At 68.1% G+C, this 21,153-nt stretch carries 18 protein-coding genes; 7 read left to right on the top strand and 11 right to left on the bottom strand.

Going from position 1 to position 21,153, the window contains the following annotated elements:
* Positions 1-25: 25 nt before the first annotated feature.
* The 3 genes from VV02_RS05925 to VV02_RS05915 all read left to right on the top strand — a co-directional run bounded on the left by VV02_RS05925 (position 26) and on the right by VV02_RS05915 (position 4,526).
* Positions 26-1,351 carry a serine/threonine-protein kinase gene (locus VV02_RS05925; protein WP_157063288.1) on the top strand — a complete coding sequence of 442 codons (1,326 nt, stop codon included), beginning with the start codon at positions 26-28 and terminating at the stop codon, positions 1,349-1,351.
* A gap of 85 nt (positions 1,352-1,436) precedes the next feature.
* Complete coding sequence (locus VV02_RS05920) at positions 1,437-1,964, top strand: TIGR03086 family metal-binding protein (protein WP_052590428.1); 528 nt, start codon at positions 1,437-1,439, stop codon at positions 1,962-1,964.
* Positions 1,965-2,090: 126 nt separating this feature from the next.
* Positions 2,091-4,526 carry a serine/threonine-protein kinase gene (locus tag VV02_RS05915; protein WP_052590427.1) on the top strand — a complete coding sequence of 812 codons (2,436 nt, stop codon included), beginning with the start codon at positions 2,091-2,093 and terminating at the stop codon, positions 4,524-4,526.
* A gap of 107 nt (positions 4,527-4,633) precedes the next feature.
* Here VV02_RS05915 and pntB read toward each other — a convergent pair whose 3' ends face one another.
* The 7 genes from pntB to VV02_RS05880 all read right to left on the bottom strand — a co-directional run bounded on the left by pntB (position 4,634) and on the right by VV02_RS05880 (position 12,800).
* Positions 4,634-6,025 (bottom strand): Re/Si-specific NAD(P)(+) transhydrogenase subunit beta, encoded by a 1,392-nt coding sequence (pntB, locus tag VV02_RS05910; protein ID WP_052590426.1) that lies wholly within the window; start codon positions 6,023-6,025, stop codon positions 4,634-4,636.
* A complete protein-coding gene (locus VV02_RS05905; protein WP_052590425.1) occupies positions 6,022-7,590 on the bottom strand; it encodes a Re/Si-specific NAD(P)(+) transhydrogenase subunit alpha in 1,569 nt (522 codons plus the stop codon). Before VV02_RS05905 ends, pntB begins: the two co-directional genes overlap by 4 nt.
* Positions 7,591-7,727: 137 nt before the next feature.
* Positions 7,728-8,648, bottom strand: a complete 921-nt coding sequence (locus tag VV02_RS05900; RefSeq protein ID WP_052590424.1) for a carbohydrate ABC transporter permease — start codon at positions 8,646-8,648, stop codon at positions 7,728-7,730.
* Positions 8,648-9,652: a carbohydrate ABC transporter permease gene (locus VV02_RS05895; protein ID WP_052590423.1), complete on the bottom strand. Its 1,005-nt coding sequence runs from the start codon at positions 9,650-9,652 to the stop codon at positions 8,648-8,650. Before VV02_RS05895 ends, VV02_RS05900 begins: the two co-directional genes overlap by 1 nt.
* Complete coding sequence (ngcE, locus tag VV02_RS05890) at positions 9,649-11,067, bottom strand: N-acetylglucosamine/diacetylchitobiose ABC transporter substrate-binding protein (RefSeq protein ID WP_052590422.1); 1,419 nt, start codon at positions 11,065-11,067, stop codon at positions 9,649-9,651. Before ngcE ends, VV02_RS05895 begins: the two co-directional genes overlap by 4 nt.
* A gap of 51 nt (positions 11,068-11,118) precedes the next feature.
* Positions 11,119-11,877, bottom strand: a complete 759-nt coding sequence (locus VV02_RS05885) for a sugar isomerase domain-containing protein (RefSeq protein WP_052590421.1) — start codon at positions 11,875-11,877, stop codon at positions 11,119-11,121.
* Positions 11,874-12,800 (bottom strand): MurR/RpiR family transcriptional regulator, encoded by a 927-nt coding sequence (locus VV02_RS05880; RefSeq protein WP_052590420.1) that lies wholly within the window; start codon positions 12,798-12,800, stop codon positions 11,874-11,876. Before VV02_RS05880 ends, VV02_RS05885 begins: the two co-directional genes overlap by 4 nt.
* 192 nt (positions 12,801-12,992) lie before the next feature.
* Between VV02_RS05880 and VV02_RS05875 the strand changes: the two genes are divergently transcribed.
* The 3 genes from VV02_RS05875 (at position 12,993) to VV02_RS05865 (ending at position 16,230) form a co-directional block, all read left to right on the top strand.
* Complete coding sequence (locus VV02_RS05875; protein WP_052590419.1) at positions 12,993-13,976, top strand: N-acetylglucosamine kinase; 984 nt, start codon at positions 12,993-12,995, stop codon at positions 13,974-13,976.
* Positions 13,977-14,065: 89 nt separating this feature from the next.
* On the top strand, positions 14,066-14,656 hold the full coding sequence (locus tag VV02_RS05870; RefSeq protein WP_052590418.1) for a superinfection immunity protein: 591 nt from the start codon (positions 14,066-14,068) through the stop codon (positions 14,654-14,656).
* A 101-nt stretch (positions 14,657-14,757) separates the two neighbouring features.
* Positions 14,758-16,230 (top strand): flavin-containing monooxygenase, encoded by a 1,473-nt coding sequence (locus VV02_RS05865; RefSeq protein ID WP_052590417.1) that lies wholly within the window; start codon positions 14,758-14,760, stop codon positions 16,228-16,230.
* A gap of 7 nt (positions 16,231-16,237) precedes the next feature.
* Here the strand turns inward: VV02_RS05865 and VV02_RS05860 are convergent, their stop codons facing one another.
* The 4 genes from VV02_RS05860 to VV02_RS05845 all read right to left on the bottom strand — a co-directional run bounded on the left by VV02_RS05860 (position 16,238) and on the right by VV02_RS05845 (position 20,110).
* On the bottom strand, positions 16,238-16,894 hold the full coding sequence (locus VV02_RS05860) for a nucleotidyltransferase domain-containing protein (RefSeq protein ID WP_083449952.1): 657 nt from the start codon (positions 16,892-16,894) through the stop codon (positions 16,238-16,240).
* A complete protein-coding gene (locus tag VV02_RS05855) occupies positions 16,891-18,615 on the bottom strand; it encodes an MFS transporter (RefSeq protein ID WP_083449951.1) in 1,725 nt (574 codons plus the stop codon). Before VV02_RS05855 ends, VV02_RS05860 begins: the two co-directional genes overlap by 4 nt.
* The gene (locus VV02_RS05850) at positions 18,593-19,321 is read right to left on the bottom strand and encodes an LppX_LprAFG lipoprotein (protein ID WP_052590416.1); all 729 of its coding nucleotides are present in this window, start codon (positions 19,319-19,321) and stop codon (positions 18,593-18,595) included. The genes VV02_RS05855 and VV02_RS05850 overlap by 23 nt, the downstream gene beginning before the upstream one ends.
* A gap of 132 nt (positions 19,322-19,453) precedes the next feature.
* Positions 19,454-20,110 (bottom strand): YdeI/OmpD-associated family protein, encoded by a 657-nt coding sequence (locus VV02_RS05845; protein WP_052590415.1) that lies wholly within the window; start codon positions 20,108-20,110, stop codon positions 19,454-19,456.
* A 49-nt stretch (positions 20,111-20,159) separates the two neighbouring features.
* Here VV02_RS05845 and VV02_RS05840 point away from each other — a divergent pair, with 49 nt between their 5' ends.
* Complete coding sequence (locus VV02_RS05840) at positions 20,160-21,014, top strand: alpha/beta fold hydrolase (protein ID WP_052590414.1); 855 nt, start codon at positions 20,160-20,162, stop codon at positions 21,012-21,014.
* Positions 21,015-21,153: the final 139 nt, after the last annotated feature.

Raw genomic sequence — 21,153 nt, 5'->3', positions numbered from 1 at the left:
CAGCGGGTGACTACGCTGGCTCGTCGTGACTGCGACCGATCGCTCAGGGCAGATGTTCGGCCCGTATCAGCTGCTGTCGCTGCGCGGTCGCGGCGGTATGGGCGAGGTCTACCGCGCGCTCGACACCGAGAAGGACCGGATCGTCGCGGTCAAGCTGCTGCCACCCGACCTGGCGCAGGACCCGACCTACCAGGCTCGGTTCCGCCGGGAGGCGCACGCGGCCGCCCGGGTCCAGAGTCCGTACATCGTGCCGATCCACACCTTCGGCGCCATCGACGACGTGCTCTTCATCGAGATGGCGTACGTCGATGGCCGGGACCTCGGGACCCGCGTCCGCTCGGGTGGTCCCCTCGACCCGCGTCACGCCGTCGCTGTCGTCGGACAGATCGCGGCGGCCCTGGACGCAGCCCATGCGGCCGGTCTGGTTCATCGGGACGTCAAGCCCGGCAACATCCTCCTGACCGGCGAGCACGCCTACCTGTCCGACTTCGGAATCGCCAGCAACGACACCGACACTCGCATGACGTCCACCGGCGTCGCGGTCGGCTCGGTCGCGTACATGGCGCCAGAGCGGTTCGAGGACGACGGACAGACGACGGGCGCGGTGGACGTCTACGCCCTCGGCTGCGTGCTGTACGAATGCCTCACCGGAGCGCCTCCGTTCCGTGCCACGTCGCAGCGTGCCCTCATCCGCGCGCAGCTGGACGATCCGCCGCCACCGTTGTCGGCCAGCCGCCCGGGTCTGCCGCCGGCGCTCGACACGGTATTCGCCACCTGCCTGGCGAAAGAGCCGGCCGCTCGGTTCTCGTCCGCGCGTGATCTCGCTCGGGCGGCTCAGCAAGCCCTCGCCGGCCGTCCCATCACGCAACCGCAGCTGGCCGCAGGGTCCACACCCAGCGCGCCGCGCCGGCGACGTTGGGCCGTACCCGCACTGGTCGGCGCTGCGGCCGTCGCGCTGACCGGCGCCGTCGTCGCGCCCGGACTGCTTGACGACGGCGCGCCGGCTGCCCTCCCTGCGGTCAGCACCACCGTGTCCGATCGCCCTCTTCCCACCACTGCATCGGCAACGGGGACCGCACCTGTGACCAGCGCGCCAAGCGGCAAGCACACGGGTCGACCCTCGGAGCAGATCCTGACCGATGCCACACGTCGGGCCGCGGTCATGGGCAAGGTGACACAGGCGTACCAGCCCAGCTTCTACCCCTGCGTCGGCAAGGGGCTGTACGCCTCGCGCACCACCGACACCGCGCTGTGGGCGTACGTCGATAAGCCCTCCGAGGACCCGCCCGGCTACCAGAGCACCGCCCTCGGTGTAGCGCTGTCGTGCGCCAGCCTGCCCAACGCCGGCTGAGCGAGCTATGCGTCCCTGAAGGCGAATGTCGAGATCGCATCGACGACTCCGACGTCACCGGTGCAACCCCGACCGAGGAGGACACATGATCGATCTGAAGCCGGCCTGTGCTGAGATGCGCAACGTGCTCGCGGCGCTCACCGACCGACACCTGGCCGAACCGACTCCGTGCGCCGAGTACCGAGTTCGCGACCTGGTGGAGCATGTAGACCAGGTGGCGCACGGTTTCATCGGCCTCGCCGGAGGCTCGTCCTCCGAGGAGGACTCGCCGGTCGCCCACGTCATGGGTCTCGGTGACGCATGGGACGACTCGGCCGCCTGGGACGGGAGCAGCGGCGGCGACGTCGGCCTCTCGAACGCGACCTGGGGAAAGATCGCTCTCACGGAGATGGTCGTGCACGGCTGGGACCTCGCCGTCGCGAGTGGCCAGACCTTCGAGCTGCCCGAGGACACGCTGCAGGCATGTCTGGCGCATGTGGCCACCTTCGTCCCGAACGCGCCGGTCCCGGAGCTGTGGGGCACACCGGTCGAGCTTGCTCCCGGGGCTTCGAGCCTGCACCGGATCCTCGCTGTGACGGGCCGTGATCCGGAGTGGCGCCCGCAGCCGGTGTGAGCACGGCACTCACCGCGCAAGGCCGCCGGTTGACGCCTCGCTGTCCAGTCCGCCTGCGGCGCCTGCTGATCGCGTAATCTCACGCACCATGAGCACCTGGGGTCACGCGTCCGACCGGGTCCGCTGATGGCGGACGATCGTTCGGGGGAGATGTTCGGTCCCTACCAGCTGCAGATGCTGCTGGGTCGTGGCGGGATGGGCGAGGTCTACCGCGCTCTGGACACCGAGAAGGACCGCATCGTCGCGGTCAAGCTGCTGCCGCCGCGTCTCGCGAAAGACCCGTCCTACCAAGCGCGTTTCCGTCGTGAGGCGCTCACCGCGGCCCGCGTGCAGAACCCTCACATCGTCCCGATCCACACGTTCGGCGCGATCGACGACGTCCTCTACATCGAGATGGCCTTCATCGACGGCCACGACCTGAAGAGCCGGATCCAGTCCGGCGGGCCGATGGACCCGCAGGAGGCGGTGTCGGTCGTCACCCAGATTGCCGGCGCTCTCGATGCCGCGCACGCCGCTCATCTCGTGCACCGGGACGTGAAGCCGGCCAACATTCTGCTGGCCGGGGACCACGCGTACCTCTCCGACTTCGGCATTGCGAGCAGTACGGCTGACACCCGCCTCACGACGGCCGGCGGCGCGATCGGTTCGTTCGCCTACATGGCGCCTGAGCGCTTCGACGACGACCAGCCGCTCACGGGCGCTGTCGACATCTATGCGCTGGGTTGCGTTCTGTACGAATGCCTTACGGGCGCACCGCCATTCAGAGGTGGCTCCCAACGGTCGCTGATCGACGCCCACATGCAGCAACCACCGCCACCGATGTCGCAGCTGCGGCCGGGTCTCCCGTCCGCGCTGGACGACGTGATCGGCTATGCCCTGGCCAAGCGGCCGAGTGAGCGCTACCCCACGGCCAAGGCGTTCGCCCAGGCCGCCCAGCACACGCTGACGGGCCAGTACGGTCCGCCATCCTCCGCGGCCACCGGTGGCGCGGGCGGGGCTGCCGGCGGGGCCGGGGCGCACGCTCTCGCGACCGGACCGGGCGGCGTACCCCCGCAGGCCGGCAGCTGGAAGCGCTGGATCATCCCGCTGCTCGTCGCGGCCGTCTCGGTCGGGCTGATCGGTGCCCTCCTCGGACCCAAGGTGTTCGGCTCGGACGACAACAACGCGCAGGCCGTGCAGCTCATCCCGGCCGACAAGACCCAGCCTGAGGTGTTCACCGGCTCGGTCGTGACGGACAAGCCGTCCGACACGGTGAAGCAGCCGCATGTGCGCCAAGACGGACCCGCCGGCGGCGCGACCAACACCGCGGCGTCGGGCGACTTCGACCCGCAGAGCACCACGGGTGACCAGGCCGGGCTCTACGGCCGCGAGGGCGACAAGGTCTCGTGCGACAGCGAGCGGCTGATCTCGTTGATCATGGCCAAGCCGTCGGTCGCCAAGGCGTGGGCCCAGCTGCAGGGCATCCGGGTCGACCAGATCTCCGCGACCATCAAGAGCTTCACGTCGGTCGTGCTGCGCGCCGACACCTACGTCACCAACACGATCTACAAGAACGGCAAGCCCGAGTCCTACCCCGCCGTCCTCCAGGCCGGCACCGCCGTCCTGGTGGACCAGTACGGCATGCCACGCACCAAGTGCAACTGCGGCAACCCGCTGCTCGCACCGCCGAGCGGCAACGACCGCAAGGTGGTCGGCACCGCATGGGCGGGCTACAGCCCCAGCCGAATTCGCTTGATCGAGAAGACCGCGAAGGCTCTCAGCAACTACAAGATCCAGGACGTCGCCACTGGCGCGGCTCGCACCCTCAGCGCCGGATCCGCAGCCAAGCCGCCGGCGGACGTCACGCCCGCCACGCTGCAGACCGCGCAGGTGCCGGCAGCCTGCCAGGCCACCGCTCAACGACTCGTCGGCGGCAAGGCGCCGAAGCCGTTCGGAGGCGGCCTCGGCCAGGTCAGCGACAAGGTCGTCTTCACCGATCTGGCCGGACTCGGTTACAAGCAGGGCCTGTTCGCGTACGACTGCAGCGCCGGCGGAGTCGGCTGGCCGCAGGTCCTCGTGCTGACCGGTGACGGCGGCAAGCTACTCGGCTCGGTCGATCTCAAGACGGTCAACCATCAGAAGGAACACGCCAACGTCGACACCCTCACCGTGAGCGGTGGCAAGGTCCTGATGACCTGGAAGGAGTACGACGGCGCGAGCTTCGAGATGGTCAGCCACAACAGCGAAGTCCGTTGGGCTGCAGGCAAGCTCACCGTCGTCGACACCTCAGCCCCGCCGGCCAGCTCACCGACCCCGACAGGTGGCGCGCACACCGGACGCCCGAGCCCGGCGACGCTCGCTGCCGCGCAACGCCGGGGCGCAGAAGCCCACGGTGACCACTACCCCCAGAGCATGTACGACTGCATGGGCAGTGCGCTCTACAAGTCGAAGAGCACCAATGCGGCGCTCTGGTCCTTCGTCGACGACCCGACCACCGAGCGCGACATCCCCGGCCTGGACAACTCTGGCGCGCAGAACGCGGTGATGGGCTGCATGATGCAGTCCGGCGGCGGCTCGACCTGATCCGACCCCGCTGGTTGAGCCGGGCGAGCCCGAGCCGTCCCCGCTGGTTGAGCCGGGCGAGCCCGAGTATCGAGACGCGCTCCCGGTCGGCTCAACCAGCGGATCGGTCAGAGGGACTTGAGCATGTCCTCCACGCGCTCCTTGGCGTCGCCGAAGAGCATCTGGCTGTTGTCTTTGAAGAACAACGGGTTCTGTACGCCTGCATAGCCCGTGGCCATCGAACGCTTGAAGACCACGACGTTGCGCGCCTCCCACACCTTGAGCACCGGCATCCCCGCGATGGGTGAGCCGGGCTCGTCGGTGGCGGACGGGTTGACCGTGTCGTTGGCACCGATGACGAGGACGACGTCGGTGTCGGGGAAGTCGTCGTTGACCTCGTCCATCTCGAGCACGATGTCGTAGGGCACCTTGGCCTCGGCGAGCAGGACATTCATGTGGCCGGGCAGCCGACCGGCGACCGGGTGGATGCCGAAGCGTACGTCGACGCCGAGCTTGCGCAGCCTGGACGTGAGGTCGGCGACGGGGTACTGCGCCTGCGCCACGGCCATGCCGTAGCCGGGCGTGATGACCACGGACTTCGCCTGCTTCAACAGGTCAGCAACGTCTTCGGCGGTCGTCTCGCGGTGCTCGCCGTAGTCGCGCTCCTCACCGGAAACGCTGCCGTCAGAACCGAATCCGCCGGCAATGACCGAGAAGAACGACCGGTTCATCGCCTTGCACATGATGTAGCTGAGGATCGCACCCGAGGACCCGACGAGCGCACCCGTGACGATCAGCAGGTCGTTGCCGAGCATGAAGCCGGCTGCGGCCGCGGCCCATCCCGAATAGCTGTTGAGCATCGAGACGACGACGGGCATGTCACCGCCGCCGATCGAGGCAACCAGGTGGTAGCCGAACGCCAGCGCTACCAACGTCATCAGGATGAGCGGGAACACCGACTCCGAGGCCATGAACCACATCAGCAGCAGCGCCGACACGACCAGCGCGCCGAGGTTGAGCAGGTGTCGGTGCGGCAGCATCAGCGGCTTGGACGGGATGCGCGCGCTCAGCTTGAGGAAGGCGACCACCGAGCCGGTGAACGTGACCGCCCCGATGAACACCCCGAGATAGACCTCGACCAGGTGGATGTTGGCCTCTGAACCGGTCAGCCCGTCGGCGGTGTTGAAGGAGTTGTAGCCGACCAGGACAGCGGCCGCGCCAACAAAGCTGTGCAGCATCGCAACCAGCTCGGGCATGCCGGTCATCTCGACCACGCGTGCGCGCCAGAGCCCGATCCCAGCACCGATCGCCATGGCGATCAGGATCAGGAAGAGCGTCAGGCCGGAGTTGGAGGCGCGATCAGCCGCGAGCCAGATGGTCGCGACGAGCGCGATCACCATGCCGACGATGCCGAAAGCGTTGCCCTGCCGGGCAGATTCGTGCTTGGAGAGGCCGGCGAGCGAGAGCACGAACAGCACTGCAGCGATGATGTACGCCGCCTGGACCAGGTTGTCGGTCATCGCTGCACCTCATCGCGGGTGAACATCTTGAGCATCCGACCCGTGACCGCGAAGCCACCGAAGATGTTGATGCTCGCGAGCACCGTGGCACCGAGCGCCAGGATGCGGACGAGCATGTCGTCACTGCCGACCTGGAGGAGCGCGCCGACCAGGATGATGCCGCTGATCGCGTTGGTCTCCGACATCAGCGGGGTGTGCAGCGCGTGCGCGACGTTGGAGATGACGTAGAACCCGACGATGACCGCGAGCGCGAAGACGGTGAAGTGACCCAGGAACGACGCGGGCGAGAAGGCGGCAGCGAGCGCGAAAACGCCTGCGGCCACTGCCATTCCGGCCCACTTGCGACGTGGGTCAGGTGGTGATGGTGGCGCCTCGATCTTGCGAGCCCCGCCGCGCGGCACGGGCTGCTGGTGTGACGCGGCTGGAGCAGCCGACACGGTGACCGGCGGCGGCGGCCACGTGACCTTGCCGGCATGCGTCACGGTGAGACCGCGCTGGACCTCGTCATTGAGGTCGAGGATCGGCTGTCCGTCCTTGTCGGGCGTGAGCAGCTTGATCAGGTTGACGACGTTGGTGCCGTAGAGCTGGGAGGCCTGCGTCGGCAGCCGGCCGGGCAGGTCGGTGTAGCCGACGATCTTGACGCCGTTGTCGCTGGTGACGATCTGATCGGGCTGCGAGAGCGCGCAGTTGCCGCCGTTGGCTGCTGCCATATCGACGATGACCGAGCCGGGGCGCATGGCGGCCACGGTGGCAGCGGTGACGAGACGCGGTGCGGGCTTCCCCGGGATCAGGGCTGTCGTGATGACGATGTCCGCGTCGGCGCACTCGCGGGCGTACATCTCCATGGCGAGACGTTCGAGGTCGCCGGACATCTCCTTGGCGTAGCCATCGGCCGAAGGAGCGTCATCCGCGTCGGGCACCTCGAGCGTGACGAACTGGGCGCCCATCGACTCGACCTGCTCGGCGACCTCCGGACGTACGTCGAAAGCCCGCACGACCGCTCCAAGGCTCGAGGCGGTGCCGATGGCAGCCAACCCGGCCACACCGGCGCCGATCACGAAGACCTTGGCCGGCGGCACCTTGCCCGCTGCGGTCACCTGGCCGGTGAACAGCGACCCGAACTGGTGCGCCGCCTCGACGACGGCGCGGTAGCCGCCCAGGTTGGCCATCGAGGACAGCACGTCCAGCGACTGCGCCCGCGAGATCCGCGGGACGGAGTCCATCGCGAGCGAGGTCACGCCTCGGATCGCCAGCCGCTGGAGCAGCTCCGGCTTGAGCGCCGGGCTGAGCAGTGCGATCAGGGTGCTGCCCTGCTTGAGGGACCCGATCTCAGCGTCATCCGGTGCGTTGACCTTGATGATGATCTCGCTGGACCACACGCTCACCGCGTTGACGACGCGAGCCCCGGCTTCGACGTACGCCCCGTCCGGATAGGACGAGCGCTCGCCGGCCGTCGCCTCGACGAGGACGTCGTAGCCCAGGTCGACCAGCTGCCCGACCGTCTTCGGGGTCGCGGCAACCCGCGTCTCTCCGGACTTGTACTCCCTTGGTACGCCGATCCGCACGTCGTTCCTTCCGAGCCGTTGTCAGTCTCCGCAGTGCCGCCGTCCGAACGGACGGCGGCACTGATGCTGCCAGCATGCCCATGAACGCGTGCGCATAACGTCGATCGCGACAGCGGATTCAGTGCAGCAACGCGCTTCTACTTCAGCGCGCCCTGGCTGACGGAGCCTTGCAGCTGGCGCTGGAAGATCACGTAGACCACCAGCACCGGCACGATCGTGATCACGACCGCCGCGAACAGCGCGCCGGTGTCCACGGCGTAGCCCGCCTGCGAGGCGAACTCAGCCATGCCCTGCGACAGCACGTAGTTGCCCGGCACCGTGTTGAGCGCGGTCGGCAGCAGGAACTGGTTCCAGAGGCCGAGGAAGTTGAAGATCGCGACGGACGCGATCCCCGGCTTGGCCATCGGCAGCATGACCTGGAAGAACGTGCGCCAGTCCCCCGCACCGTCGAGCTCGGCAGCCTCCGCGATCTCGTTGGGCAGCCCCTTGAAGAACGGATAGAGGAAGAACACCGTGAACGGCAGTGCGAAGGCGACATAGGTCAGGATCAACCCGGGCAGCGTGTTGAGCAGTCCGGCGTTCTTCAGCACGAAGAACAGCGGCACGATCGCCAGGAACACCGGGAACGTCAGTCCCGCCAGCATCAGGTAGTAGATCGCCCGGCTGCCGGGGAACGGGTAGCACGCGAGGACGTACGCGCACATCGCGCCGAGGATCATGACGATCACCAGGGCGGACCCGACCACGATGACGGTGTTGAGGAAGTACGACCCGATGTGCGAGTCGGTCCACGCGTTCGCGTAGTTGTCGAAGCTGAATTTCTTCGGCAGCGAGAACGGCGAGGCGAAGATCTCCTTCGTCGTCTTGAACGACGACAGGAGCGACCACAGCAGCGGGGCGATGATGAGGATCGTCCAGATCGCCAGGACCGTGTGCGAGATGCCGGCGACCAGACGCCCGCCCTCGCCCTCAGACCTGCGTGGCGGACCGGCGGGCGGCGGCTCGTGCGGCGGCGTGTCTTGCGGTGTGTCCTGCACATCCGTATCGATGGTGCTCATCAAGATCCCTTCCGCTCACGTCCGCCGGTCAGGTAGTTGACCAGGAACACCAGGGCCGCGAACACCAGAGTGACGACGGCGAGCAGGACACCCATCGCGCTGGCCTGGCCGAACTGGCCCTTCTTGAACGCCGTGTTGAACAGGTCCTGAGACATGGTCAGGGTTCTGTTGTCGGGCCCGCCGCCAGGGTTGAGCGCCTGCATGTAGACGAACGCGTCGAGGGCCAGGATGCCGAGATAGATGTACGCCGTCTGGATCGTGTCCCGGATCAGCGGGATCGTCACCGAGAACGCCATCCGGAGCCGGCCGGCACCGTCGACGCGTGCGGCGTCGTACAGCTCTGCCGGGATGCCCTTGATGGCGGCCACGAAGAGCACCATGTAGAACCCGACGAATCCCCAGATGATGACGAACACCGACGCCGGTAGCGCCACAGCCGTCTCACCCAACCAGGCGTACGACGCGAAGCCGCTCAGCCCGACCTTGGTGAGGACGCCGTTGAGCAGGCCGTTCGAGGGGTCGTAGATCCGCGACCAGATGATGCCGATCACGATCGCCGGGATCGTGTAGGGGAAGAACGAGATCACCCGGTAGAAGCTGGAGTGGCGCAGTCCCTTCAGGGCGCCACTGGTCGCGCCTCCGACGGTGACCATCGTCGCCAGCGCGAGCGCGAGGACGATCGTCACCAGCGGCACGACGATGCCCAGGATGATGTTGTTGCGCAGCGCCTTCATGAAGATGTCGTCGTGGAACAGCGTCTTGTAGTTGTCCAGCCCGACGAAGTCCATGGACGAGGAGAACCCCGACCAGTTGGTCATCGAGTAGTAGAACGCCTGCACGAACGGCCAGATGACGAACACCAGGTACAGGGCCAGAGGTAGGCCGAGGAACACCACGAAGAAGCTGATCCGCCCGAAGGTCAGGGGCCGCCGGCGGCGGCGCCTGACCTTCGGGGGTGCAGGCGGTGCTCCCGGGGTGGTCTCACCCACGGGAATGATGGTCATGTCACCTTGACCTTCTTGACCGAGCTGTCGTTACGGACCTTGTCAGTGATGGCCTGGAGCGCAGACGTCAGCTTCGCGGCGTTGATGTCGCCGGAGAGGAAGCTGTTCCACGGCACGAGCATGTCCTGGTTCATGCCGTAGAGGTCGACGAAGTTCCAGGTGAAGACCTCGCTGCCGGCGGCCGACAGCATCGCGGTCTGCGACTGGAGCGCCGTGGAGCCGAAGCCGTCTGCCGGCACGGTGTCCTTGACGATGGTCGGGGCCAGCTTCTTCTTGGCGAAGTTGGTCGCGGCTTCCTTGGACAGCATCGCCCGCAGCAGCTCCTTGCCACCAGCTGCGTTCTTTGCCTTGCTCGGCACGACGAAGGGCTCGCCGGCCGTGCTGTGCAGGGCCTTGTACGGCTTCTTCGAGGTGGCCGTGACCGTGAACTCCGGCGCGCCAGTCATCTTGAAGCCGGCCTTGGTCTGCTTGATCATCTCGTTCTCGATCCACGAGCCCGAGGGGTAGAGGAGCGCCGACTGGTCGTTGCTCCACTGCGCCTGAGCCGCGGTGAACACGGTGCCCGCGCCGCCCGGCTTGAAGTAGCCGGACTTGACGGCCTGCTCGAGCTTGCCGAACACGGCCTGGATCGACGGGTCCGACCAGCACTTCTCTTCGAGGTTCTCCAGCTTGAGGCGAACCGGGTCGCCGCCCTCCTTGATCGCCGAGCCGATGGCCAGCGTCTGGTAGTACGTGGCTGCTTCCTTGCCCCAGACGAAGAGGAACTTGCCCTTGGCCTTGGCCTTGGCACCGAGGGCGAGCGCCTCGTCCCACGTCTTCGGCGCGGTCCAGCCGTTCGCCTCGAACAGGCTCGCGGAGTACCACACCCCATAGAGCGTCAGGACGTAGTTGATCGCGGCGAACTTGTCGCCGACTGTGCCCGGTGCCTCGACACCCGGGTACAGCGTGTCCTTGATGACCGTGCCCTCGTAGTTCTTCGCGGCGAAGACCTCCTTGAGGTCCTCGAGCTGGTCGACGATCGTGTTGAGGCCGATCGCGTTGGCGCCCGAGTTGTCGATCAGGTCCGGCGGGTTGCCACCGACGAAGCGCGGCTGCAGCTGCTGGGCGATCTGGGTCGACGGCGCGACCTTCACGGTCGAGCCGGCCTGCTTCTTCTGCACGACGGTGCCGGCGAAGGTCACGTAGTCGACCCCGTAGCCACCGTTGAAGATGACTGCGTCGACGGACGACTTGGCCTTCATGCCGAACGGGTTGTCCCCCGACGCCGGAGCGGTGCCGGCAGCCGTGGTCTTGTCGTCGTCGCTGCTGCTGCCAGCGCACGACGCCAGCACCCCACTCAGGGGTGCCAGCATTGCCAGACCGAGCGCGCCGCGTACGACACTGCGACGGTCGATCGCCTTCTTCTCAACAACCATGGTGCTCCTTCTCTCCTTTGGATGGTGTCGCCACGCGCTCAGGCGTGGCGGTCAAGCGTGTCGCCGGAGGCGGCCTGCGTAGCGTTCTTCGAGCTGCCGGTTGTGCTCGTCCCCAGCCGGGATGTTGGCCGAGATGTAGACGGGAGGCGTGTCGCCACCCGCCGCGAGCCGCTCAGCCACTCCGATGGTCAGCAGCTGAGCGATGAAGGCGGCGGTCATCGAGGACACGGCGCCTACGCCGGTGGTGTTGTCGTCAAGGGCGAGCGTGGTGTCGCCGTAGGGGGCGAGGTTGTCGATGACGACATCGGCGACCTCACTGAGTCGTTTGCCGCTCGGGTCCTTGGGCTCGACCTTGCTCGTGTGGTCGAGACTGGTGACCGCGATGACCTGGTGGCCGTGCTGCTTCGCGAGCAGGGCCAGGCCCACGATCGAGCCGTTGACGCCCGAGTTGGACGCGATCACGAAGACGTCAGCAGGATCCGTGACGATCGTGGCCCAGAGCTCCTCGCCGATGGAGGCATCGCGCTCGAGGATCCCGTCGGACAGCACGCTCGGATCGCGGTCGCCGAAGAGCACGACGTCACGCAGCGCGGTCGCGTTGGTCGGGATGAGCCCGCCGGCACGGCCGGCGATCTCCATCGCGAAGGCCTGCGAGTGGCCGGTCCCGAACGCCTGCACCACACCACCGGCGTTGATCGAGTCAGCCAGCAGCGTGATGGCCTCGTCGAGCCCACCGTCGGCTGCGAGCGCGGTCAACCGCTCCAGGCGTGAGGTCGTCTCGTGCAGGAACTTCTCGGTCAGCTCGGTCATCGCGCTCCTTCCTTCCGTTCGTTGTGCCGTACGCCCCGTGGCGCCTTGCGATGCGGACTCACGGCCATCGCCGATGCCGCCAGGTTGGTGGTCGTGCGGACGAAGTCCTGCTGAGCCACCAAGAGGTACAGGACGTCGACCACAAAGAGTTGCGAATGCTTGGCGGACAGGTCGTCTGGTTGAAGATAATGCTCAATTGTGGCCGATGTAAGGCTCTTTCGTGCAAAATCAGTCAAAGGTGACCCGGCCTTGCTCGTGATCGCGACCGTGAACGCCCCTGCTGACCGCGCCTGAGCGAGCATCTGGATCGTTTCTTGCGTGGCTCCGGTGTGCGAGATGCCGATGGCCACGGAGTCCTCCGACTGGATCGCCGCGCTGGCCAACCCCGCATGCACCTCGGTCCAGGCATGCGCGTTCAGCCCGATCCGGTAGAGCCGGCTCTGCAGCTCAACCGCCATCACGCCGCTGCCGCCGACGCCGTAGAGGTCGACCTGCCGACCCTCGGCGATCCGGACCGCGACCTCCTCGAGATCGGCGAGGTCGAGCGTGCTCGCCGTGGTCTCGATCGACCGCGTGTGCGAGCTGACCAGCGCCTGCACGACGTCCTCGACCGAGTCGTCCGGTCCGAACGCCTGCCCGATGTCGGTCCGCCAGCTCGCCTGCGCATCGCCCCGGCCGATGTCCGAGGCCACCCCGACGCGGAGCGCGACATAACCGGAGTAGCCGAGCACCCGGCAGAACCGGGTCACGGTCGCCGCCGACGTACCGGCCCGCTCGGCCAGCTCGGTGATCGACAGCTCGATCGGCGCCGCCGGGTCAGCCAGGATCAAGTCTGCGAGCTTGGCCATCGCCGACGACATCTCGGAGCGATGCAGCCGAATGCGCTGCTGGGCGCCGTACGCCCTGCCCCTCAGCGCCTTCATCGGGGCTGACGCTCCGTTACCTGTTCCTTCTGGACGAGACTCCTTCTCCGGCCGAGGTCGCAGGCTCCCCCGGACCGGCAGCGTCGTCTCGTCAGGCACAGTGAAAATCCATTCCGTGGTCATGCGATAGTGATAGAAAACTATTCCCAAGCCACTTCCGGGTCAACGGCCCGCCATCTCGACTGGGTAACGATGCCGAATCTCCTCGCCCTTGACGCCGGCGGCACATCGACGCGTGCGGTCGTGCTCGATCGATCCGGCACCTGCCTCGGTTACGGCCGATCCGGTCACGGCAACCCCACGGCGACACCGGACCTCGCACCGATCTCGATCCGCGAGGCAGCCGCCGCCGCTCTCCGGAGCGGGCAGCTGCCCGGGTCCGCGATCGAGCTCTCGATGGGAGCGGTTGCCGGGGGTCGAGATGCGGAGCACGTCGTCGGTGAGGCGCTGCTCGGGGCGGGTATCGATGCCCCGTGCGAGCTGGCCTCCGACGTCCTCGCGCTCTTCACCAGTGGCGCCGCGGAGCAGCACGGTTACGCGCTCGTCGCGGGCACGGGTGCCGCCGCCGTCCGCGTCGCGGACGGCGAGATCGTCGCGACGGCCGACGGTCTCGGGTGGCTGCTCGGTGATGCAGGGTCCGGTTTCTGGATCGGCCGCGAGGTCGCGCTCGCCGCTGTCGCAGACCTCGACGGCGGGCCATCCACCGGGCTCACCCGGCTCGCGCTCGAGGCGTTGGAGGTGACGGCAGACCTGGACGAGATCGGCGACGAGGGCCGCCCCGTCGCACTAGAGGATCTCGGCGACCGGGTCTATGCGATGCCGCCGGTCCGACTGTCACGCCTGGCACCCGCGGCGTTCGCCCTCAAGAACGACGCGGTCGCGTCGGACATCTTGCAGCGGGCGCGTGAGGCCCTCGTGGCCACCCTTCGCCGCGTCACGGTCGACGACGTCGACGGGCCGATCGTCCTCGGCGGCACCCTGCTCTCACGACAGCAGTCGTTCTCCGATGCCGTACGCCACTCCCTCGCGTCGTCGGACGACGGCCGGGACGTCCGGGTGGTCGACGACGGACTGGTCGGCGCTGCCACGCTCGCGCTGCGCGCCGCCGGGATCACAGTCGACGCGGCGACCCATGACACGGTCCGGTCAACCCTGGCCGCCCTCAGCTCACCGTGAGCTGTCGACCTCTGTGACACGGAGGCGGGCGACCCTACGCACCGGTACTCTGGCGAACACATCGGGGACGACAGGAAGACACACCAGCCATGAGTGAGCACTACCCGGAGCAGTCGCGCGCCTACGAGCCGACAGAGGTGCACCGGGCCCAGTCGTACGGAGCCACTCACACGGCGCCCAACGCCTACCAGGACACCCAGACCTACTCCGCGGCGGACGTGCAGCAGCACCTCCAGGACAGCGAGCAGCACCACCGGTCGCTCGAGCCCTACCCGGGCCAGCCGTCCTACCCCGTGCAGTCGTACGCACCGCAGCAGTCGTACGCACCGCAGCAGCAGGCGTACGCCCAGCCGCAGTACGCGCAGCCTCAGTACGCACCGAGCTACTACCCGCAGACCTCCGTCGGCATGGTCGGCCGGCAGCCGGTGTCGGGCGGGCTGGTCGCGGTGGCCTGGATCATCGCCGTCATCACGTTCTTCTACATGCTCCCGTGGGCCGTCGCGGTGACCCGCAACCGCTCCAACATGGGCGCTATCGGCATCCTGAACTTCCTGCTCGGCTGGACCTTCCTCGGCTGGGTCGCCTCCCTGGTCATGGCGTGCGGCTCGGAGAGCAGCACCAACGTCGTGGTGGTCAACCAGCAGCCGCACTACGGGCAGCAGTACCCGCCCCGCTACTGACCGACCGCCGGTCGTCGGCACCCAGGTGCGGACGGCGTACGACGCGCTCGCCGTCGCGGGGTGCGACGACTTCGGGCGAGGCGCGGATAGCCTTGCCACATATGAGCATTCAGGTGGATCACGACGCCGTCGTGGTCGGCAGCGGATTCTCTGGGATCGCCATGGCGATCGCGTTGAAGGCAGCCGGCCGGGACGACTTCGCCATCCTCGAGAAGGCTGACGAGGTCGGCGGCACCTGGCGCGAGAACCGCTACCCGGGCTGCGAGTGCGACGTGCCCGCCCACCTGTACTCCTACTCCTTCGAACTCAACCCCTACTGGTCACAGTCGTACGCGCCCGCCGACGAGATCCAGGACTACCTGCTCTACTGCGTCGAGAAGTACGACCTCCGTCGGCACCTCGAGTTCGACTCGACCGTCCAGGATGCGGCGTACGACGACGAGACCGGCACCTGGACGCTCACCATCGCGACCTCCTGGGGCACGCTGCGAACCATCCGGACGCGCGACGTCATGCTCGGCGTCGGGGCACTGCACGAGCCGCACATCCCTGAGATCCCGGGCCTGGAGACGTTCGCGGGTGAGCTGATGCACACCGCGACCTGGGACCGCGGCACCACGGTCAGCCGCAAACGGGTCGGCGTCATCGGCACCGGCTCGAGCGGTGTCCAGATCATCCCGCCGCTCGCCGAGGACGCCGCGCACCTGACCGTGTTCCAGCGCTCCGCGCCGTGGGTGATGCCGCGGTCGAACACGCTGTACGCCGACCGGCTCATCGATACCTTCGAGCAGCACCCTGCCGCGATGCGGGCTCATCGGGCCAAGCTCAAGGCCACCAGCGACCTGCGCGAGCGCGGGATCACCAGCGCACCCAAGCTGCTCAAGGCCGCCTCCCGGCTGGCACTCGAAAACCTGCACGCCTCCATCAAGTCACCTGAGCTGCGCGCCAAGCTGACCCCGGACTACGCCATGGGTTGCAAGCGGGTGCTGCTGTCCAGCGACTACTACCCGGCGCTGGCGAGCCCCAACGTGACCGTCGAGACCGCGGCCATCGACCACGTGGAGCCGGACGCGATCGTTACTGCAGGCGAACGGCACCAGGTCGACGTGCTCGTCCTCGCCACCGGTTTCGACCCCCTCGGGTCCTACCGCTACCTCGGCATCAAGGGCGCCGAGGGCCACCTGCTCAGCAGCGACTGGGATGCCGGGGCGACGGCGTACCTTGGCGTCACGGTGCCGCACTTCCCCAACCTGTTCCTGCTGCTCGGACCCAACACTCTGCTCGGCCACACCTCAGACCTGCAGATGATCGAGGCGCAGGTCGGCCTGGTCATGCAGCTGATCCGCGAACGCGACCGTCGGCACCTGAAGACGGTCGGCGTCCGTCCGCAGGTGGTGCCGGAGTTCCTCGCTGAGCTGGATCGGCGGAGCAAGCAGACGGTGTGGGCGTCGGGCGGCTGCGACAGCTGGTACCTCGACGAGGAGGGCCGCAACCGCACCTTGTGGCCAGGGTCGGTCGCGGAGTACGAGAAGCGCACCACCCGCCCCGAGATGGTCGACTACCACTTCGCCTGACAGCAGCTCAGAGCCGGGCGATCCAGTGGTGATCGGGTGCAACCTCTCGCAACGCATCGGCGAGCCAACGCCGCCGTTCGTCGGTCAGCACCGACAGAGTGGCCTCGAAGTCCGGGTCGTCCTTGGGCCGTTTGAGCGCAGCCTTGTAGAGCATCACGATCTCGGGGTTGAGGTAGCGGATGCCATCCGGGGCGACCCACGTGACGTCCTCAACGGGCGCGACGTGGGACGGCATCCGCTTGTTGGTCCACAAGCCATCCCGATCCGGGGTCAGGGGCATGTCGGCGACCCACGGTGCCGTCGCGTGCGCCCGGATCCAGAGCTGGCTCTCGGGCTCATCGACCGTCGGCCACCGGCGCCCGAGGGGGTGCAGGACCCCACCGACGTTGTTCCAGACATGCCACCGATCGGTCCAGAACGACACGAGGTGGGCCACGTCGCACGCGAGGATCGAGATGTCGATGTCCTCGTGCTCCCGGCGATAGCCGGTGGCCGCTTCGATCGCCCAGCCGCCGACCACCCACCACGGACGGTCGAAGCCGGCCAGCTCGCGTGCGAGCTCGGTCGGGCTCATCGGCGCCCACGCGCCGTACAAGGCCTGAAATGCGTCTTCCTCGGCCTGCTCCTCCGCGGTGCGCTGCAGCGGCACGCGGTCCTGACTCACGGCGCCCCCGTCGACGACGAGAGCTCTACCGGCTCGTCCAGGATCGTCTCGTCCGTCAGGTCATGATGGGCGACGCGCTGCCGACCAAGCATCAGGGCGACGACCGCGGCCACGCCGGCCGCGATGGCCGCGCCGACGAAGACGGTCTGTACCTGCACGACTCCGGCGGCGCGTACCTGATCGCCATTGGGGTTGGGCAGCGACTGGATCTTGTTGTAGAAGCGGTGCAGCCCGATCGCGGTGAGCAGTCCGAGGCCGACCACCATGCCGATCATCCGGCCGACCACCACGAGCGCGGAGGCGACGCCGTGATCGGTCTGCGGTGCGTCCGCGAGCGCGGCGTCGTTGACCGGGGCGATCGCCAGGCCGATGCCGAGTCCGACCAGCACGAGGACCACGGTGGAGAGGAACTCATCCAGTGAGCCCTTGCCCCAGCTCGACATGAAGCCGAGCCCGACCGCGGTCACGGCCAGCCCCGGCGCCGCGACGAGACCTGGACCGTAGCGGCGCAGCAGCCAGCCGCCCGCGAGGGCGCCGACCGGGACGGCCAGCAGAAAACGTACGAGCACGAGGGCCGCGTCGGTCTGGGACTCGGTGCCGGTGAGGCGGGCCAGCACCGGGATGTCGACGACGATCGAGACGAGAGCGGTGCCGACGAGGAGCGAGACGACCAGCGCCGGGCGTACGCGTCCCTGGACCACTCCCCGCGCGATCAGCGGAGCGGACGCCGTGTGATGGCGCCAGAGGTACGCCGCCGCTGCGACGGCCGCGACCGGCAGCAGCCACCAGCCCATCGGACCGACGACCTGCTTCTCGGGGTTGGCCGAAGAAAAGGTGAGCACCAGTGAGCCGAGCGCGACCGTGATCAGCGCGGCGCCGATGAGATCGGCCCGACGCAGCACCGGCCACCACAGCGGCACGGACACCGCGACCGTGATGGCGAGAGCGATCGCACCCCACAGCCCGATCTGCGTGTAGAGCCGCGAGGTGTGCCCGGCGTACGGCACGAACGGCTCGCCGAGGGTGATGTCCGAGACCAGCCGGTCGGGTGCCCAGAGAGCCAGTCCGAGCAGCACGATGGTCGCGGCCGACGCGAGGAGTGAGGCGATGACCCACCATCGGTGACGTGGACTGCGAGTCTCGCTGCGTTCGCCTCGACCGCCGACAGCCCAGATGAGCAGACCGAGCACGATCCCGGCAATGGCGTTGATCCAGAAGATCATTCGCCAGTCCCAGATCGCGAGCACGGCGGCCCCGAGCAGCGGGCCGAGCACACTCCCGATCTCTTGGACCGCGCCGACGACACCGAGCGGTGTGCCTCGCTTGCCGACCGGCCACAAGTCCGCGACGAGCGCCAGCGTGGCCGGCACGAGCCCGCCGCCGCCGATACCTTGCAGCACCCGACCGGTCACCAGCACGGGCAGCTCGACAGACAGCGCGGTGATCGCCGATCCGACGACGAACAGCGCGAGGCAGGCGAGCAGCACCCGTTGCCGGGACACGAGATCGGCGAGGCGACCGATGAGCGGCAGCACCGCGATGTAGCCCAGCAGGAAGCCGGAGATGATCGGGGTGGCCTTCTGCAGGGCATCGATGCCCAGACCCACCCCGGACATCATGTCCTCGAGCGCGAGGACGACGACATAGGTGTCAGCCGCGGCGAGGGCGACCGCGATGGACGCGGTCGCCAGCAGCGCCTCAGGCCGGCGGCTTGATATCAACCGTCTCGCCGTACTTGTCCAGACGCAGCGTGTAGGTCGACGTCGCGTCGTTGTAGAACTTGCCGGTCAGCGTCATGGTGCGCATCTCGTTCTTGGCCGTGACGGCGTACGTCGCGTCGTACTGCACCGCTGCGTCACCGATCGCCAGTACCGCGGTGACGTCCTGCCCGGCGACCTTGCCCTTGATGAGGCGTACGACATCGCTGCCGTCGCGCTTCTCCTCGCCGAAGGCGGGGTTGGTGGTCTTGACCATCAGGCTCGACAGACCGCGGTCGGTGGAGAACAGGATCGCCGGGTCGGGTGCGCCGTAGTCCTTGGGCTGGATGATGCGCATGTTGGGCCAGATCGGCAGCTTGGCCCAGACCTTGTTGTTGGCGGCGACCACCGGCACATCGGCCTGGATGCCGGCGAGCTGGGCCTTGAGATTGCCCTTGAAGGCCGGCGCATGGGTGCCGACACCCTCACCGCCGAGCACGCCGTTGGCCTTGCTCGGGACGCCTTGCGACGACAGGGTCAGATGCATCGAGGCCGCTTTGTCCATGACCTGCTTGGACTGGGCGAGTCGCTGGGCCGGCGTGACCTTGGCGGCTGGCGAGCCGGTGTCCTTGCCCTTGTCGTCCGAGCCGCTGCTGCAGGCTGCGAGCGCCAGAACGGCCAGCGCAGCCGCCACGCCATGAGCGGCGCGAGAAGTGGGCCGTACGAGCATGGTGGAACCTATCTGTCGTCGGTCAGGGCAGGTGCGGCCGTCGCCTGGACCGCACGTTCACGGAGCAGGATGACAGGTCGACCGCAGGATTCGACGGAGAAGAGCGCGACATGGTTCCGCGTCATCTCAGACTCATCTCAGGTTCAGTGTCGTGCGGGCGCGCTGCACCCATCCCGGCTCGTCGCCGTAGCGCTGACTCTTGATCAGTCGACCCGCCGCGCAGTCCTCGATCAGGGTGGCCAGCCGCTTGTCCCGCGTGGCCTCCTGCTTGGCGCTGGTCACCCAGTGGGTCACGATCCGGCGGTAGCCCGGGGTCGCGAGGTCCCAGAACGCAGCCGCCGTGTCGTGCGCGCGCAGCTGCTGCTCGTACGCCTCCGGCCAGACCGCGTCGGCCTTCTCGTAGGTGTAGACCCGCTCGCGGTCAGGACGACGCGCCTCGTAGACCGCCAGACCGGCCGGCTCCATCCGACCATCGGCGATGAGCCGCTGCACGGTGTCCAGGTTGACCGCGCTCCAGTTGCTGCCCTTCTTGCGCGGGCTGAAGCGCTGCCGGACGGCATCCTCGTCGATGCGCTGGGCGACGCTGTCGATCCACCCGAAGCACAGCGCCTCTACGACGGCGTCCTCCCAGGTCAGGACGCGATCGGGGACGTGCTTCTTGTAGAGCCCCATCCACACCTGCGTCTCCGTCGCGTGGTTGGCCGCGAGCCAGCGCCGCCACTCGGCGGCGTCCGCGAAGAACACCGCTGGACGCTCGGGCGAGCCACCCGGCGTACCGATCTGCGTCATGCGGCACAGCCTCTCACTCCTCGATCTACTCGGCGGTAATGTCCTCGGCATGCCTTTGACCCTGCAGCGACGCGAGGTGACCGCGGCCGACGGAGCCCGGCTGTCGGCGTACGTCCACGAGCCGCGATCGCTACCCGCCGGCGCACCGACGGTCGTGCTCGCGCACGGGTGGGTGCTGACGTACCGCTCGTGGTTGCCCGTGATCTCGCGTCTCGCCGCCCACGGTGGCGTGCGGGTCGTCGCGTGGGACCAGCGCGGTCACGGCTCGTCGACGTACGCCAGTGGCTCGCTCCGCCCGCAGGGCGAGTCGGTGCGGGCGCTGGGTTCGGATCTCGCGGCGATCGTCGATCAGGTGGTGCCGGCCGCGTCGCCGCTGACGCTCGGTGGTCACTCGATGGGCGGGATGACCGTCATGGCGTACGCCGGTGCTCACCCCTCGGCGTTTGATGGCCGGGTCGAGCGAGTTCTGTTGGCATCAACGGCAATTGGTGGTCTGCGCGGACCGGGACTGCCGCTCGAACGTCAGTTGATGACCCTCGTCACCCGCGCACCCGGTCGACCTCGGCGACTCGTCTCGGTAAATGCCGCGCGGCGGCAGTTCGGTGACGCCGCGGAGGCCGCCGACGTGGCCGCCACTCGGGCGATGCTCGGTGGGGCGCGCGTGGGGACGTACGGCACGTTCTTCTCGGCGCTGATGCAGCACGACGAGTCCGCGGCCGCCTCGACGCTTGGGAAGGTGCCCGTGACGGTGGTCGTCGGTCGGCGCGATGTGCTGACGCCGGTCAAGCTCGGCGAACGGGTGGCGGCCGCGATCCCGGGCGCGCGGCTGGACGTGCTCGACGGGGTGGGGCATATGACGCCGTACGAGGTGCCCGACCTGCTGGCCTCGGCGCTCCTCCCCTAGCCCGCGCCCCCGCACGGCGCTCTCGTCCCCTCACCCCCCACCACCGTCTCGCCGAGAGGCAAACCAACCCACTGAGAGGCACACCTCGCGGGCGTGCCTCTCGAACGATCGGTTTGCCTCTCGGCGAAGGCTGTGCGGG

This window comes from Luteipulveratus mongoliensis (genome assembly GCF_001190945.1).
Classification (GTDB): domain Bacteria; phylum Actinomycetota; class Actinomycetes; order Actinomycetales; family Dermatophilaceae; genus Luteipulveratus; species Luteipulveratus mongoliensis.
Note: the sequence above shows the minus strand (reverse complement) of the source record. Positions and strands in the feature narration are given on the sequence as shown.